The 17,668-nt window shown below is 39.6% G+C and carries 15 protein-coding genes; all 15 read right to left on the minus strand.

The genetic code is table 11. The features are described 5' to 3' along the window. Positions 1–8: 8 nt before the first annotated feature. A complete protein-coding gene (infB, locus tag OZX76_RS05955; protein ID WP_277178677.1) occupies positions 9–2,651 on the minus strand; it encodes a translation initiation factor IF-2 in 2,643 nt (880 codons plus the stop codon). 5 nt (positions 2,652–2,656) lie between these two features. Next, positions 2,657–2,968 (minus strand): ribosomal L7Ae/L30e/S12e/Gadd45 family protein, encoded by a 312-nt coding sequence (locus OZX76_RS05960; RefSeq protein WP_277178679.1) that lies wholly within the window; start codon positions 2,966–2,968, stop codon positions 2,657–2,659. A 2-nt stretch (positions 2,969–2,970) separates the two neighbouring features. Continuing rightward, positions 2,971–3,267: a YlxR family protein gene (locus OZX76_RS05965; protein WP_277178681.1), complete on the minus strand. Its 297-nt coding sequence runs from the start codon at positions 3,265–3,267 to the stop codon at positions 2,971–2,973. An 18-nt stretch (positions 3,268–3,285) separates the two neighbouring features. Then, positions 3,286–4,536 (minus strand): transcription termination factor NusA, encoded by a 1,251-nt coding sequence (gene nusA, locus OZX76_RS05970; protein WP_277178682.1) that lies wholly within the window; start codon positions 4,534–4,536, stop codon positions 3,286–3,288. Positions 4,537–4,553: 17 nt separating this feature from the next. Further along, positions 4,554–5,027, minus strand: coding sequence for a ribosome maturation factor RimP (rimP, locus tag OZX76_RS05975; RefSeq protein WP_277178684.1), 474 nt, complete (start codon positions 5,025–5,027; stop codon positions 4,554–4,556). A gap of 127 nt (positions 5,028–5,154) precedes the next feature. Beyond that, the gene (locus OZX76_RS05980) at positions 5,155–5,613 is read right to left on the minus strand and encodes an SRPBCC family protein (RefSeq protein ID WP_277178686.1); all 459 of its coding nucleotides are present in this window, start codon (positions 5,611–5,613) and stop codon (positions 5,155–5,157) included. Between the two features lie 348 nt (positions 5,614–5,961). Further along, positions 5,962–6,357, minus strand: coding sequence for a hypothetical protein (locus OZX76_RS05985; RefSeq protein ID WP_277178688.1), 396 nt, complete (start codon positions 6,355–6,357; stop codon positions 5,962–5,964). Between the two features lie 151 nt (positions 6,358–6,508). Further along, on the minus strand, positions 6,509–10,822 hold the full coding sequence (locus OZX76_RS05990) for a PolC-type DNA polymerase III (protein ID WP_277178690.1): 4,314 nt from the start codon (positions 10,820–10,822) through the stop codon (positions 6,509–6,511). Between the two features lie 6 nt (positions 10,823–10,828). Continuing rightward, positions 10,829–12,529: a proline--tRNA ligase gene (locus OZX76_RS05995; protein WP_277178692.1), complete on the minus strand. Its 1,701-nt coding sequence runs from the start codon at positions 12,527–12,529 to the stop codon at positions 10,829–10,831. A 30-nt stretch (positions 12,530–12,559) separates the two neighbouring features. Beyond that, positions 12,560–13,816, minus strand: coding sequence for an RIP metalloprotease RseP (rseP, locus tag OZX76_RS06000; RefSeq protein WP_277178694.1), 1,257 nt, complete (start codon positions 13,814–13,816; stop codon positions 12,560–12,562). 10 nt (positions 13,817–13,826) lie between these two features. Beyond that, positions 13,827–14,624: a phosphatidate cytidylyltransferase gene (locus OZX76_RS06005; RefSeq protein ID WP_277133660.1), complete on the minus strand. Its 798-nt coding sequence runs from the start codon at positions 14,622–14,624 to the stop codon at positions 13,827–13,829. Between the two features lie 9 nt (positions 14,625–14,633). Next, complete coding sequence (locus OZX76_RS06010) at positions 14,634–15,365, minus strand: isoprenyl transferase (protein WP_277178696.1); 732 nt, start codon at positions 15,363–15,365, stop codon at positions 14,634–14,636. A gap of 7 nt (positions 15,366–15,372) precedes the next feature. Continuing rightward, positions 15,373–15,930, minus strand: coding sequence for a ribosome recycling factor (gene frr / locus OZX76_RS06015; protein ID WP_277142239.1), 558 nt, complete (start codon positions 15,928–15,930; stop codon positions 15,373–15,375). Next, positions 15,930–16,655 (minus strand): UMP kinase, encoded by a 726-nt coding sequence (gene pyrH, locus OZX76_RS06020; protein WP_277178698.1) that lies wholly within the window; start codon positions 16,653–16,655, stop codon positions 15,930–15,932. The genes frr and pyrH overlap by 1 nt, the downstream gene beginning before the upstream one ends. A gap of 131 nt (positions 16,656–16,786) precedes the next feature. Next, on the minus strand, positions 16,787–17,662 hold the full coding sequence (tsf, locus tag OZX76_RS06025; protein ID WP_277178700.1) for a translation elongation factor Ts: 876 nt from the start codon (positions 17,660–17,662) through the stop codon (positions 16,787–16,789). Between the last annotated feature and the right edge of the window lie 6 nt (positions 17,663–17,668).

The raw sequence follows: 17,668 nt of genomic DNA on the forward strand, positions 1-17,668 counted from the left end.
CAAAATTACTAATTAGGCTTAACCTCTTGCTTTTCAGTTGCTTCAAGCTGATCGCCAATCTTAATATCGTTATAGCCTTCAATTGTTAATCCACAATCGAATCCTTGCTTAACCACTTTAGCATCGTCCTTGAACCGCTTAAGTGAAGCAACTTTACCAGTGTAGATTACCACACCATCACGAATTAAGTTAACAGTTGAATCACGAGTAACATAACCAGAGTCAACAAAGGAACCAGCAATTGTACCAACCTTCGAAACCTTCCAAGTTTCACGAACAGTTAAGCTACCAACAACTTTATCTTCATAAGTTGGTTCAAGCATCCCTTGCATCGCAGCCTTTACATCATCAATTGCCTTGTAAATAATACTGTAAAGGCGAATATCAACACCATCAGCTTCAGCTTGTGACTTAGCAGTTGCAGTTGGCCGAACATTGAATCCAATGATGAAACCGTTGGAAGCACCAGCTAAAGTAACATCTGATTCATTAACAGCACCAACACCCGCGTGAATAATATTAACCCGAACGCCTTCAACTTCAATCTTTTCAAGTGATTGTTGCAGCGCTTCAGTAGAACCTTGAACATCAGCCTTTAAGACAATGTCAACTTCCTTCATGTTTTCTCTCTTCATTGTATCAAAGAGGTTGTCTAAAGTAATATGTTGAACATTTTCTCTTGATTGTTGCAAAGCTTGTTGTGCTCTTTGCTCACCAACACTACGGGCAGTCTTTTCATCATCAAAGACAACCAACTTATCAGCAGATTCAGGTACATCATTCAACCCGGTAATTTCAACTGGCATTGATGGTGTTGCCTTATCGATTTGACGACCACGATCGTTAGTCATTACACGTACCCGACCAAAGCGGTTACCAATAACGATTGGATCACCAGTGTGCAAAGTACCTTGTTGTACAAGCAAGTCGGCAACTGGACCACGTCCACGAGAAAGCCGCGCTTCAACAACTGTACCGATTGCTTGTTGCTTAGGATCAGCTTTCAATTCCATCACATCAGCTTGCAACAAAATCATTTGTAACAAGTCGTCAACATTTTCACCAGTTTTAGCAGAAATATTAACAAAAATTGTGTCACCACCGTAATCTTCTGGAATTAAGTTGTACTTCATCAACTGTTCTGTAACGTGTTGTGGGTTTGCACCTGGAGCATCCATCTTGTTGATTGCTACGATAATTGGCACTTTAGCACTCTTAGCGTGGTCAATAGCTTCAATTGTCTGTGGCATTACACCGTCATCGGCAGCAACAACCAAGACAACAATATCAGTTATTTCAGCACCACGCTCACGCATGTTTGAAAAGGCTGCATGTCCTGGGGTATCCAAGAAGGTAATCAAATGATCGCCAACATGAACTTGGTAAGCACCAATCTTCTGAGTGATACCACCTGCTTCATGAGCAGAAACATGTGTGTGTCGTAAGCGGTCAAGTAAAGTTGTCTTACCGTGGTCAACGTGACCCATGATTGTAACAACTGGTGGACGCTTAACCTGGTTTTTTGATTCTTTAGATGCTTCCATGCGTTTACTGTAAAGCGTATCAATATCAGAAATATCCTCATGAACCTTTTCTTCTGCATTAATACCGTATTCAGCAGCAATCAATTCAATCGTATCTTTATCTAAAGATTGGTTTTGGTTAGTCATTACACCAAGCATAAATAGCTTCTTAACGATTTCTGCTGGTTCACGGTGCAAAATTTTACCCAAATCTTGAGCATTCATACCAACTTCGTATACCAATGTTTCTGGTAATGGACGCTCTTTTCTCTGAGTTGGTTGCTTTTTTGGCGTTTGGTCAATTTGACGACGCTTATTTTTACGCTTACGACGTTCTTGACGGTCAGAATGATTGTTACTACCATTATTGCCAAAAGTTTGATTTCTACCCTTACGACCAGGTTTACCAGAATTACGTGAAGTATAGCCATTACCACGGCGCTTTTCTTCCTTAACTGGCTCTGGACCAGCATTATTAACTACTGGTTGTTGTCTAGGGACTGGTTCGTTCTGCTTCATTCTTGCTGGCGAAGGCTTAATAATCTTTGGACCAATAACCTTTGTCTCAGTTGTCTTTTCTTTTGCAGGTACCTTAGGTGCTGCAGCATTATTTTTAACTTTTTCAGTTGCCTTAGGATTTTGCAAATGCTCATGATAAGCCTTACGTGCCTTGTCAGCCTGCTTATTCAAATTGCTTTGCTCAACACGCTGCTTTTGCTTTAATTGCTTAAGCAAATCTTGAGCTGCTGGCTTAGAAGTATGCGCATTGGAATTAGTATTATTACTTGAACGGCGGTCTTGGTTACGCTCTTGCGAGTTACGGTTATTAGGCCGGCGATTGTTTCTGCGGCGATTATTATTTCTATTGCCAGTTTCTTCATGCTTCTTCTCATTCTTACGAATAGAAGTGACAGAAACCTTGATTTTGCTGCTCTTTTTAGCAGTCTTCTCTTGCTTTTTAGCGGGAGCGGAGCTATGGAAACTACCCTTTAATTGACTTACTTGTGAATCTTCTAGTGATGACATATGGTTTTTAACATCAAAGCCGAGGTCCTTTGCTTTTTTAACCACAACTTTATTATCGATGCCTAATTCTTTTGCAATTTCGTAAATTCTTTTTTTAGCCATCCCAATCACACTCCTTCATTAATCTTTTGTCCTAATGCCTTACAAAAACCAGCGTCAGTTAAGCCCAACACCTTACGTTCTTTACCAATTGCATGCGACATCTCATCGCTGCTAAATTCAGTAATAACCTTAACGTCATTCTGCTTAGCTGCTCTAGTGATCTTCTCACTTGTATCGGCATGGCTATCATTAGCCAAAATAACTATCTTGATTTGCTTTGCTTTAAGGCCAACTAACACAATTTCAAGCCCAGAAACTAATTTTCCAGCTCGTTGAGCAAGCCCAAGCAAATTTAATGCTTTTTGTCTATTTTGCAAATTTATTTATCACCAAACAATTCTTTTCTTGCCTTTTGATGATCCACATAAGAATACAGGTCTTCATAAAATGCGTCTGGAACTTTGGCACCTAGGCTTCGTTCTAAAACACCTTTTTCTTGTGCAAACTTGATCTTACTTGGATCTAGTGATACATATGCACCGCGTCCCGGTTTTTTACCGCTAGGATCAACAGAGACATTCTTGTCCTTGTCAATCACAATCCGCACTAATTCCTTTTTAGGCTGCATGGTATCAGTTAATAGATCTTTCCGCATTGGAATTTTTCTTTTTTTCAAAAGAACTCACCCCTAGACTTATTCTTCGTCTGCTTCTTCTTCAGGTTCAGCTAACTCTTCTTGCTCTTCTGCATCATCAACCTGAGCTTCTAAATCATCATCAGTAGCTTCGACTTCTTCAGCGACTTCAGTTTCAGTGTCAACAGCAACAGTTTCATCAGTTGTGTTTTCTGCTACTTCTGCAGCTTCTTCATTATCTTCGTTGGCAGCTTTGCTACTTTCATCAACAAATTCAACTTCAGATTCTGGTCTAATATCAATCTTGTAACCAGTTAAGCGAGCAGCTAAACGAACATTTTGACCCTTCTTACCAATTGCTAGCGATAATTGATAATCAGGAACAATTACAAGAGCACTCTTTTCATCTTCGTCATCGCCAAATTGAACAGCAATAACTTCAGCTGGATTAAGCGCATTGGCAATAAAGTCTGACGGGTCTTCTTCGTACTTAACGACGTCAATGTTTTCACCGTCAAGTTCATTAACCACATTTTGCACCCGGGCACCACGCTGACCAACACAAGTACCAACAGGATCAATGTTAGGATCATTTGACTTCACCGCAATCTTGGTCCGATCGCCTGCTTCACGGGCAATCGAAACAATCTCGACAGTACCATCAAAAATTTCTGGGACTTCTTGCTCAAACAAGCGTTTGACCATATTTGGTGCAGTTCGAGAAACAGTGATTTGCGCACCCTTAGAATCAGAACCAACATGAGTTACAAGAACACGAATTTGGTCTTGAGGGTTGTAAGTTTCGTTAGGCATTTGGTCATTGTGTGGCATAACAGCCTCAACATTACCAATTTTAACATAAACGAAGCGATTATCACGTCTTTCAACTGTACCAGTAATCAGTTCATCCTCATATTGTGAATACTCATCAATGATGTGATTGCGTTCAGCTTCGCGTAAATGTTGCATGATGACTTGTTTAGCAGTTTGCGCAGCAATCCGACCGAAGTCCTTTGGTGCAACTTCAAAACGAATTTCGTCGCCAACTTCATAAGCTTTATTGATGTTTAAGGCATCCTTTAAACTATATTCAAGTCGTTCATCATGAACCTCATCAACAACAGTCTTAACTGCTAGTAATTTAAAATTACCTTTGCGTTCATCAAATTCAACTTCAACATTTTGTGCTTGATTATAGTTCTTTTTGTAAGCAGCAACAAGAGCTGCCTTAATTGCTTCGACAATAACGTCTTGCTTGATACCCTTTGTCTTCTCTAAAGTAGCAAACGCCTCTAGCATTTCTTTAGACATAAGTTTAATCAGCCTTTCTAAAATTCAATTGCAAAACGGATATTTGCAATCAACTTGCGAGGAATAGTTAATCGTTTCCGTCTCGTCTTAATCTTTATTTCTAACTCGATTTCATCATCATTAAATGACTTGAGCGTACCCTCATAATTCTTTTCACCGTCAAGCTTTTGATAAAGGCCAACATGAATGTAATTATCAAGGGCTTTTTGCCAATCCTTCTTCGTTTTAATTGGTCGCTCAACACCGGGTGAAGATACTTCTAAAACGTAAGGTTCAGGGAACGGATCAGGCTCAATCTCGTCAAGTTTAGTTGAAACCAGTTCACTAAGCCCGACGATTTCATCCATATCAATTCCGTTTTCACGGTCAACATATATTCTTAAATAATTTTGGCCTTTTTCTTTTACGTATTCAATGTCCACCAACTCGTCATTGCGCTGTGCAATTATTGGTTTAATTTCTGTAAGAACAAGATCTGTAACTTTCGCCAAATATTTTCCTCCGTAATAAAAAGAGTGAGCAAAAAATACTGCTCACTCGAATTAATTATCCGAACTTCTAAATAAGTATACCATATTTTAACATCAATGTTCAATCAAAAACTTTTCTCGGTTAGCGTCAACTTTTTGCAATTTCGCCTCTCAGCTTTAGATCTGTTAAATCCTTGACCATTAACTTAGGCAAATTGCTTTTCATTCCATTCCTCATTAATCTAATAGCTATACCAGATAGACTTTCAGCTACCTGAACCCGTGTTTGGTTGCCCTCATCAGTTAACTGCCAATTATGAATTGCAAAAGCTCCAATTGTTTTTCCAGTCCAGCCAAAAAGATGACTTGTACATGTATGAACGGTTGATTTATATGTTAAACCATTCGACTTCCAAACAAACTGTGAATTTTCTTTAATCGGATAATTACTTTTTACTCTGACATAATTAATGTCACTTCTCCATGCTGTCCAATTCTTAATATCAGACAATACTTTCATCACAGTTTGGCTGTCTGCATCTATTAAAATGTTACTGCTAGCACTAACAATAGCATTATCATCAACATTAATATTAAAATTCTTCATTTATTATCACCTGATGATATTTTACTCAATTTTAAAAGTCAGTGTCAAACATCCTAAGATAGTTAGTAGATAGAAGTATAACAATACTTTTATCTACTTTTTCTTTTACAATTAAGGTTGAAGTCGAGGTCGTCATAAAAAGTAAATCTTTGAATTCAAATGTCAAACGAGTCCATAAATATTTCCCCTACCAACCTGTATAGTATCAAGGCTGCCAATTTTCCGCATTTCTTCACGAAAGTCAACATCATTATAATCGACATTGAACTACAGATTAGACTCAACAGCCTTGTATATCAAAGTATCATTATCTCCTTTGGTTAACTTAAAAACTGTAACACTGTAAATTTAACCCTTGATTAATCTATTCATTGCCTCTTCAACCTCCACGTATGACAGATAATTATCCCGAAACTTCTTAGCCTCACTCATCATCGGCAATTGCTGCTGCCGAATTTCTGCTTCTGCCTTATCAGTCGCAATCCCCAATTGGTTAGCGAGATAAAATTGCAGCGGTGCCGAATGAATGTGGTTGTACACGACCTTAAAATCATGACCAGCACCATACTTTTCTTGAGCACCCGATAATTCATGCAGCAAATGCTCCTTTTGGTTAGGGTGCCCCGACTGATTAGCAATATTCTTGCTAGAATAAAGTGAACGCTTAGTATTTAAACTGATATCGTCATTATTGGGATTAGTAAAATTGCTGATAATATCTTTTGCTTGTTTAATGGTTATCATTTCTTGCCTTCAATCAACTAAATCAAATCTTTTACTTATATTATATCTAGATAGATTGGTAAAAGTGAAACAAAAAATAGAATAATTCCTTTTCCTTGAAATTAATCATACACAAAAAATCGCTAGTCCAATGACTAACGATTTTCTTATATTAAATATCAAATAATGACAATTGATTTTGGTCAGGCATCCCTTCCAGAACGCCATTGTCTTCTAAATAGTCCATAATTGTTTGCGAAACTTTACCGCGCTTAGACAAATCTTCTTTTGACAAGAATTTTTGCTCAGCACGAGCTGCAACAATTTGTTTAGCCGCGTTATTACCAAGTCCGGGTACGGCATTGAATGGCGCTAAAATCGTGTGTTGGTCAAGAATCTTAAAATTAGTTGCTTCTGACTGGTTGATGTCAACCATCTTAATCTTAATTCCTCGCTCCAGACACTCATTAGCAATCTCAAGCACCGTCAATAAACTCTTGTCTTTAGCAGAAGCATCATTACCCTTGTCTTGAATGTCGGCCATTGCCTTTTTGACCGTATTTTTACCATGGCTCATCGCAACCAAGTCGAATAAGTCAGCCCGCACTGAGAAGTAAGCCGTGTAATAAATCTCGGGATAGTAAACCTTGAACCACGCAATCCGCAGCGCCATTAAAATGTAGGCAGTAGCGTGCGCCTTCGGGAACATATACTTGATTTTAAGACATGACGGGATATACCAGTTCGGAATCTTGTCATTTTTCTTCAAGACAGCCATGTCATCGTCGCTAATTCCGCGACCATGACGCACAGATTCCATTGTCGAAAAGGCAACTTCTGGCTTAACACCCCAGTGAATCAAGTCCATCATAATGTTGTCCCGACAACCAATTACGTTCTTCAGCTTGCAAGTACCGTCATTAATCAATTCCTCGGCGTTTCCGAGCCACACATCAGTACCATGTGACAGTCCAGAAATCTGCAATAATTCTGAAAAAGTCGTTGGTTTAGTCTCTTCAAGCATCCCCCGAACAAATCTAGTACCAAACTCTGGAACGCCTAAGGTACCCGTTTCTGATTGAATTTGTTCTGGCTTGACACCCAAAATCTTCGGACTAGAAAACAGCGACATGACACCCGGATCATCAGGTGGAATTGTCAATGGATCAATTCCTGATAAGTCCTGCAACATTCTGATCATCGTCGGGTCATCGTGCCCCAGAATATCAAACTTCAAGATATTATCATGAATGGAATGGAAGTCAAAGTGCGTCGTCAACCACGCCGCATTGACATCATCGGCAGGATATTGCACAGGTGTAAAATCATAAATGTCCATATCATCAGGCACAACAACAATTCCCGCGGGGTGCTGTCCAGTTGTTCGTTTAACACCACTGACACCAGCAGCTAATCTGTCAAGCTCGGCACCACGCAGGTTCAACTCTTGTTCTTCGTCATAATGTTTGGCATAACCATACGCGGTCTTGTCCGCCACCGTGGCAATTGTCCCAGCCCGATAAGAATTATCCGGCCCAAACATGACTCGAATAAAGTTATGCGCCACTGGCTGATAGTCACCCGAAAAGTTCAAATCAATATCGGGAACCTTATCACCGTGAAAGCCCAAGAAAGTAGCAAACGGAATATCCTGCCCATCTTTGACTAGTTCAGCACCACATTTTGGGCATTTTTTATCAGGCAAATCATAGCCTGAGCCATATTCACCATTCTCAAAGAACTTGGAATATTTACACTTTGGACAGCGGTAATGTGGCGCCAACGGATTAACTTCCGTAATTCCTGACATGGTTGCAACCAGACTTGAACCAACGGACCCTCGCGAGCCAACTAGGTAGCCATCTTTGTTAGACTTGGCAACTAACCGCTGTGAAATCAAGTAAATAACTGCATAACCATTGGAAATAATTGAGTTTAATTCCATTTCCAAACGGTCTTGGACGATTTTTGGTAGTGGCTGGCCATAGAGCTCATAAGCCTTATCGTAAGTCAACCGCTTCATTTCTTCATCGGCATTATCAATGTGCGGTGGGAACAGTCCATCCTTGATGGGTGCAATCTCCTCAGTTGCTGCCGCGATCTTATTCGGATTGGTAATGACAATCTCTTTAGCAGCTTCTTCACCAAGAAAACTAAAGGCATTAAGCATCTCTTGCGTGGTATAAAAGTGTAGGTCAGGCTGCGTTTTGTTGCGATCAGGATTACTTCGCTGCGCAGAAATTAAAATTGTGCGGTAAATAGCATCATGCTTTTCAACATAATGGGCATCCCCCGTAGCCACAACCGGCTTATTTAATTCCTTACCCAACTTATAAATATTGGTCAAAATCTCTTCTAACTCTGCTTCATCGCTAATCAAGTGGTCCACAATCATTTGCGCATAATTTGCAGGTGGTTGAACCTCAAGATAATCATAAAACTTGGCCTTTTTACGGGCCTCATCATAACCCTTTTGCATCATGGCAACAAAGACATCACCTTGCAAACAACCAGAACCATATAATAAGCCTTCATGATATTGCGCTAAGTCTGACTTAGGTGTCCGTGGTATCCGATAAAAGTCTTTGGTGCTGGCTATTGAAATTAAACGGTACATGTTTTTAAGTCCCGCCTGATTTTTAGCCAAAATCGTCATGTGTGACGGCCGCGCCCGCTTAAAGACCTGACCATGAGCAGCGTAATCATTCATCTTGCCTAGGTCATCTTCATCAAACTTGGCATTAAATGCATCAAGCAGCTTAAACATCAAATAACCTGTTGCTTCTGCATCCTGATTAGCACGGTGGTGATGTTCCAAGACGACATTGTACTTTTTAGCTAGCGAATCCAGTGTATGCCGGGTTTGTTCTGGGTGCAACAAGCGCGATACTTCTAGTGTATCGACAACTGGCTGTGTAATCTCTTGAAGACCAGTTCTTCTTAGTGCTGCATTAACAAAGCCAACATCAAACTGAACGTTGTGCCCACATAAAGGCCGCTCGCCATAAAAATCTTGAAATTGTTTAATAACAACCGCCTCATCGTCAGCTGCCCCAACCTGCTCGTCAGTAATCGAAGTTAAATTAATTGTTTGCTCACTTAACGGGTGGTGAGGATTAATAAACTTATCAAAACGCTCAATGACTTCGCCGTCTTTCATCTTGACGGCTCCAATTTCAATAATTGTGTCGTAAACCGATGATAGACCCGTGGTTTCCACATCAAAAATAACAAATTCGCGGTTTTCATAAGTCATTGGTGCCGGATTTAATACAAGCAGCGCATGATCGTCAATCATGTTGGCTTCAACGCCATAAACAATCTTAATCCCGTTTTTCTTACCAACATTATATGCTTCAGGAAATGATTGAACATCAGCGTGGTCAGTAATTGCAATCGCCTTTTGGCCAAACTTTTTAGCAGCAAGAATAAAGTCTGTTGCCGTATTAGTAGCATCAAGTTGACTCATATTAGTGTGCAAATGCAGCTCAACACGTTTTTCTTCACCTTGATATTCTTCGGTTCGCCCAACATGCTCAACAACTTCAAAACTAGAAATATTAAAGACAACATCGTGTTGCCATTGGTCATCAGCAGCTGAACCCTGCATTTTAGCCCAAGTACCTGGCTTCAATTCTGAAACACTCTTAATTTGTTCTTTATCAGAAACAAACTTTTTAAAAGAAATTGAGTCGCTATAATCTGTAATTTCACCGGTAAAAATAATTGCGCCGGACTTTAATTCCCGACTTTCAGTATTAAAAATATTACCTTCGATAACGACATTTCTAGTACCATCAACTACATCTTTAATTTGCGTAATTGGCAGACTTTCATCAAGCTTACGGTTGCCATAACGTGTCTTCTTAGTTGGATAAGCCTGCGGCTTTGGCCTTTCTTTAGACGGCGCCGCATTATAGGCTTCCTGCATGCTCTGCTCATGTTGCTCTTGCAACTGCTGCAGACTAGCCAAATTGCTTTGCGTGTTTTGTTCGTCAAGCTGCGTTACAAATTTTAGGTTAAAGAAACCAAAGTCACGCATTTCTTCTGCTAGCTGATCCAACATTTTTTGTTCAATTAAGCCATCAACCACTAAATTATCAACGGGAATAATCCAACGCCCATCTTCTTTTTTAGGCTTATGGCTGGAAATTAACTCACGAGCAACCGGCTGCAAAAAGTCCGAATTCTGTACGACATAGTGCCAATAATCTGTTAGATAATCATCAGCACCATCTTCAGTTCGAATAAAAAGCCGCGTTTTAACAAAAGAAGCAAAGCTCGCGTTAATTGCCTTATTCAAAGCCGCATAAGTTTCAAATTTTAGCGGAGTAGTAAAAAGAACATGGATATCCCACTTATGTTCTTTAGCGTATACATCCACGTTCTCAATTTCACCCTTTTGAAGCAAATCATTATCCGCGAATTGTTCCGGAAAATGAATTTGCTCTAAAAGATGTAAGAAAAGTTTGTTTTTATCAGTCACGAAAAATTATCCTAACTCTTTATTTACAAAACTATCTAATTCAGCAACTGTAACTTCACTAGCTTTGTCATCAGTTGGGCGTTTAACTTCAACGATGCCTTCACTAGCTTTTTTACCAATCGTAATTCGAATTGGCGCACCAACCAAATCGGCATCGGCAAATTTAACACCAGCACGTTCATTACGGTCATCATATAAAACATCGTAATTAGTACTGTATTTTTGTTCTAATTCTTCAGCCAACTTGGTTTGAGTATCGTCCTTCATCTTCATTTGAACAATGTGCACTGCAAATGGTGCAATTTCTTTAGGCCAAGCAATCCCAAATTTAGTTGCGTGCTGTTCAACAACTGCTGATAACATTCTAGTCACACCAATTCCGTATGAACCCATGATTACTGGTTGAGTTTTACCATTCTGATCTAAGAAATCAGCACCCATGGTCTCAGTGTAGTAAGTTCCAAGCTTGAAAATGTGGCCAACTTCAATTGAGGTTGTAAATTTCAATGGTAAGTGGTCAACTGGGTCAGGTTCGCCCTCATTAGCAACTCGAATATCACCAAATTGCTCAACTTTGAAGTCTCGGTTAAGGTTAGCATTCTTCAATTGGTAACCAGTCTTATTGGCACCAACAACAACATTGTAAAGACCTTTCACTGTATTATCAGCAACAATCTTATCAGCCCAATCAGCATTAACTGGGCCTACGCCGCCCTTCGCAGCACCAGTAATCGCCTGTAATTCTTCGTCGGTTGCTACTCGCAAAGAATCAGCATCAAGTAAATGGGTCAATTTGATTTCATTTACTTTCTTATCACCGCGAATTAAAACTAGCACGTGCTCTTTTTCATCGACAATATAAAGGACACTCTTAACAATTCTGGTAGCCGGTACGTTCATAAAGTCAACTAAGTCAGCAATTGTTTCCTGATCAGGAGTTGCAACTTCAGTCATTGCTTGCAATTCTTCTGGGTCTTGCTTAAATGTATCGTCACTCACTGCCATCTCAAGGTTAGCTGAATAAGTACCAGTTTCATTGGTTGCAATTGTATCTTCACCAATTGCAGCTGGTGCTTGAAATTCGGTTGAGTTTTTACCACCCATTGTGCCTGAGTCGGCGATTACTGGGTTTACTTGAACACCACAACGACGATAAATTGCTTCAAAAGCACGTTTTTCATCATCAAATTGTTCATCAAGTTGATCCCGTGTTGCCGCAAAACTGTATGCATCAAGCATGATAAATTCACGTCCGCGCAATAGACCAAATCGAGGCCGGTTTTCATCACGGTACTTAGTTTGGATTTGGTACAGTGCGATTGGCATTTGCTTGTAACTCTTAATATTTTTAGCGACAATCTCAGTAAAAGTTTCCTCGTGAGTTGGCCCCAAAATACTTTCACGACCATGACGGTCCTTTAGACGGAACATTTCTGGACCATATTTTTGCAAACGACCAGATTCTTCCCAGAGTGAAGCTGGCAGAAAATGTGGCATTGACATTTCTGGCACGTTAATCTTGGCCATTTCTTCTTCCATAATGTTTTCAGCCTTGCGTAAAACGCGGTAGCCTAATGGCAAATATGCATAAACTCCAGCTGTAACTTGGCGAATATAACCACCACGCAACATTAACTGATGACTTTTAGCCACAGCATCAGAAGGTGCCTCTTTCAATGTCGGCATAAATAATTTAGATTGACGCATTAATTTTCTCCCAAGAAAAATAAAAATTTTCTATTTAATAAAGTAACGATAAATATCATTACCAGTAACTGCAATAATTAGAACTAACAATAAGCCAAAACCAATCAGTTCAACCATTGCTTCGTGGTCCTCAGAAATTGGCTTTCTGCGGATAATTTCAATAATATTAAGCAAGAATTTACCACCATCAAGACCAGGAATTGGAATTAGATTGACAATTCCTAAATTGATTGAAATCATTGCTAAAAAGGCAAGAATGTATGAAAAACCCATTTTGGAAACCTGCGATGTTTCCGAATAAATACCAACTGGACCAGATAATTTATTTAAACTGAAGTGTCTAAATAATCCGCCAACAGCATTAAAAATCAAACCAGTGGTAGAAACAGCAATATCCCAGCCGCGCTTAAGTTTTACATTAGCACGATCATCACTGCGGGCCAAAATTCCAATTTGGTAACTCGTTTGTCCCTGCTGCTTTACTGCTTTTGGTTTCACCTTGACAGTTTCTTTTTGACCATTCTTAAGTAAAGTAATAGCAATCGTCTTACCTTTACTCCGATCCACTTGCGTTGCAAGATCGTCAAATGAAGACGTATGGTGACCATTAATCGCAACAAATTTGGAACCCGGCGTAATTTTGGCAATCTGTGCAGGTGATCCCGGCGTAACTTGACCAACAGTAGTTGTTGCTGGACCGGGAACCGTAAATGTCCAGATCAAAAAAACAACAAATCCCAAAATAATATTCATTAACGGGCCAGCAATGTTAGTAGCTAATTTTTGCCAAACATTGGCCTGCTGAAATTGGGTATCACGCGGGGCAATTACTAACTCAGTCTTAGATTGGTCAATTATCGTTGCATCATGATTAACGCGATATGTAACTTGCTTTTCTTCATCGCCATTTTCGTAACCAGTGATGAACAACTCATCAACCAAGTCAGACTTAGTCACTTGAACGGGAACACCTTCAATTGGAACATCAGATTCTGAAGCATCGATTTTAACGATCTCATTTTGATCATTCAACTGTAAGATAACCGTCATTCCAGGATCTAATTTGGTTTCATCATCTTTACTTGCTAACCGCACATAGCCACCTAACGGCAACCACCGAATTGTGTAAGTAGTCGGATTACGCCGTACTTGAAAAAGCTTCGGACCCATCCCAATTGAAAATTCCCGCACCAAAATACCGCATTTTTTAGCAACAATAAAGTGCCCAAATTCGTGAACAAAAACAAGAATGCCGAATACGACTAAAAAGATTAGTATGCCCTTCAATAGAATTCTCCTAGTGCATAATTCCTAACAAGGCAGCAACTACTGGTAATACAAATAGCATACTGTCGAACCGGTCCAAAATACCACCGTGTCCCGGCAAAATTTTGCCAGAATCCTTTACACCATAATAACGCTTATAAGCAGATTCCACTAAGTCGCCCATTTGTCCAACAATTGAAAGGAAAAAGGCAATGATAATCATTTGCATTTGTGGGTAGCCCACTTGAACGCAGTATACGTAAATTGCTGCGCAAATAACGGCACAAATTGTGCCCCCAATTGAACCTTCCCAAGTTTTATTGGGACTAATTACTGGCCATAACTTATGCTTACCAATCTGACGACCAATCATGTATGCACCAGTATCAGTTAACCACACAACAACAAAGACATAGCACAAAAGTGCCAACCCGTTATTGCTGTTTCTGATAGCCGCCATATAGTGAAAACCAGTTCCAATATATAATGACGACAAGGTATAGACACCAACATCATCAAAGGTCGTTTTATTCTTTGATAAAACTGTCCATGTCAGCATTAGCATAATAATAGCAAAATACATGCCGTACTTTGACCAGTGCCACGGCATCCCCTTAATGAACGAATCTGGAACTGCCCAAATAATTGTTGCTAATAATGCCAATAAAAAATTAATTGACACTAAAATTTGTTTCTTCATCAGGAAAATTTCACTGATCCCAACTGCCGCAAAAGCCACAGTCAGCCAGTCCATCCAAAGACCACCAACATAAACAATAGGAATAAATAAAATTAAAGCAATAACTGCTGTAATAACACGTTGTTTCATATAAACTACCTAACTATCTGATTCATCAACCTTGCCAAAACGGCGGTGACGATTTTGAAACTCACTTACGAATTTTTGCAGATCGGCTTCATTGAAGTCAGGCCAATTCTTCGGGCTAAATGCCAATTCAGAATAAGCCAATTGCCAAAGCAAGAAATTAGAAAGTCGTTGCTCACCTGAAGTCCTAATTAGTAAATCAGGATCACGAAAAGCACCAAATTTTGCCGTCATTAAGCGCTCTGAAATCATTTCTTCATCAATTTGCTCGCTGGAAATCGCGCCACTTTCAATCATGCCGCCCAACTCTTTAACAGCTGAAGTAATTTCGCTGCGTGAGCCGTAATTAAACGCAAAGTTTAAGATTAAGCCAGTATTATTGGCGGTTTCTGCCATTGCTCGCCGAACAACATTATAGGTTTTAGGTGGCAATTCATCTAAATAACCCATAATGTTCACTTTAACATTATTCACCATTAACGTCGGCATAAATTTGTCAAAAAAGCGAACCGGCAAATTCATCAAATAAGCAACTTCCTCTTTTGGACGGGCCCAATTTTCAGTTGAAAATGCGTAAAGCGACAAAATTTTAATACCTAGCTTATCAGCAGCTAATGTAATTCGCTCAACATTATTCATCCCCTCATGATGACCAGCAACACGAGGCTTGCCTTGACGGCGTGCCCAACGACCATTGCCATCCATAATAATCGCAAGATGATTTAATTGATTTTTTTCTGCCATTCTGCCATTAACCTTTAGTAATTTCAGTCCGCTTTTTGTCAGCTACTTCATCAATCTTCTTAGTTGCATTGTCAGTGGCCTTTTGAACTTGCTTTTCTAAATTACGTTGCTCATCTTCGGTAATTTCATCATCTTTTTGTTGCTTCTTAAGGCTGTTCATTGCATCACGGCGAACATTTCTAACCGCAATTTTAGCTTCTTCAGCTAATTTATTAACTTGCTTGGCAATTTCTTGACGTCTTTCACCAGTTAATTGTGGAATGACTAATCTAATTACCTTGCCGTCATTGGCCGGAGTTAAACCCAAGTTGGAAGCAAGCAATGCGTGCTCGATATTGTCTAAACTGCTTTGGTCATATGGTGTAATTAGCAAAACGCGTGGTTCTGGGATAGTTACACTTGACATTTGCGTCAGCGGAGTTGGCGCACCATAATAGTCAACCTTAACATTTTCCAAAATTGCGGCATTAGCAACACCAGCTCGAATTGAACCAAGATTTTTTTGAAAAACCGTAATTGATTTGTCCATATTTTCTTGGGCTTTTTTTATTGTTTCGTTATTCATTATTTACCACCTTCAATAACAGTACCAATTGGTTCACCCATGACTGCCTTCTTAATATTACCTTCAGTATTAACGTTAAACACAATCAGCGGTATGTTCGTATCCATTGAAAGCGAGCTTGCCGTTCGATCCATTACTTTTAAATCTTTAGCGATTAAATCAAGCTGCGTTAATTCCCGATACTTCTTAGCATTAGGATCAAGCTTTGGATCAGCAGAGTAAACCCCGTCAACACCATTTTTCGCCATTAAAATAACGTCAGCATTAATTTCAGCAGCACGCAGTGCAGCTGTTGTATCAGTTGAAAAGTATGGGTTACCTGTGCCACCACCCATAATTACAACGCGCCCCTTTTCTAAGTGCCGAATTGCCTTTCTTCTGATATACGGCTCTGCAATTTGCCGCATTTCAATTGAGGTCTGTAATCTGGTTGGCACGCCAACATGTTCTAAACCATCTTGAAGAGCTAAACCATTCATAATGGTTGCAAGCATTCCCATGTAGTCAGCTTGTGAGCGCTCCATGCCTAGTTTTTCACCAGTTTCACCGCGCCACATATTACCGCCACCGCAGACAATACCAATATCAACGCCTAAATCGTGAACTGATTTGATTTCTTGAGCCAAATGACCGATCACTGTGGGGTCAATTCCTGTCCCCTTATCACCAGCGAGGGCTTCACCGGAAATTTTCAAAATAACACGCTTATATTTAACTTTAGTCATAGTGACCTCCTCATCATCTAAATATTTTACCATATTAAACATTAAATTGTCCGACCACAAAATAAAAGACAACGATTTTTTCCAGAAAAAAAGAGAAGGTAGTTACCCTCTCTTTTTAACTAACAAATAAATTACTTCATTTGTTCTTTTACTTCAGCAGCAAAGTCTTCTTGCTTCTTTTCAATACCTTCGCCAACTTCGTAACGGGTATAACCAACAACTTCACAGCCTTCTGACTTAGCATATTCAGCAACAGTCTTATCAGAATCCTTAACGTATGGTTGGTCAACTAAACAAATTTCACTTAAGTACTTGTTTACACGACCTTCAACGATCTTAGGAATAATCTTAGCAGGCTTGCCTTCATTTTCAGTTTCCTTAGTGAAGACATCTTTTTGCCGGTCAAAATCAGCCTTTGGTACAGAATCCTTGTTTAAGTATTCTGGATTAATTGCAGCTACGTGCATAGCGATGTTTTTAGCTGCTTCTTCGCTGTCACCCTTTAAGGTAACAAGAGCAACGATTGAGCCACCATTATGCTTGTAGGCACCAAATACTTCATCATCGTTCTTAGTTACTAAGTCAAATCTTCTCAAAGTGATCTTTTCGCCGATAACAGCAGTCAAGTTGGTAATTTCTTCACCAATTGTTGAGTCACCCATTGGAGCCTTTAATGCTTCTTCAACATTAGCAGGCTTAGCGGCAAGGATTGCTTTAGTAACATCATCGACTAATTTAATGAACTTGTCATTTGAAGAAACAAAGTCAGTTTCTGAATTGATTTCAACTAAAGCAGCAGTGTTGTCGTTAAATGCATATTCAGCTAAACCTTCAGCAGCAATTCTTCCGGATTTCTTAGCAGCCTTAGCAACACCATTTTCTCTTAAAATATCAATTGCCTTTTCAATGTCTCCATCAGCCTTTACTAAAGCCTTCTTGGAGTCCATCATACCAGCACCGGTACGATCACGTAATTCTTTAACTTGCTTAGCAGTAATATTTGCCATTGATGT

The organism is Lactobacillus sp. ESL0677 (assembly GCF_029392875.1).
In the GTDB taxonomy this organism is placed as follows: domain Bacteria; phylum Bacillota; class Bacilli; order Lactobacillales; family Lactobacillaceae; genus Lactobacillus.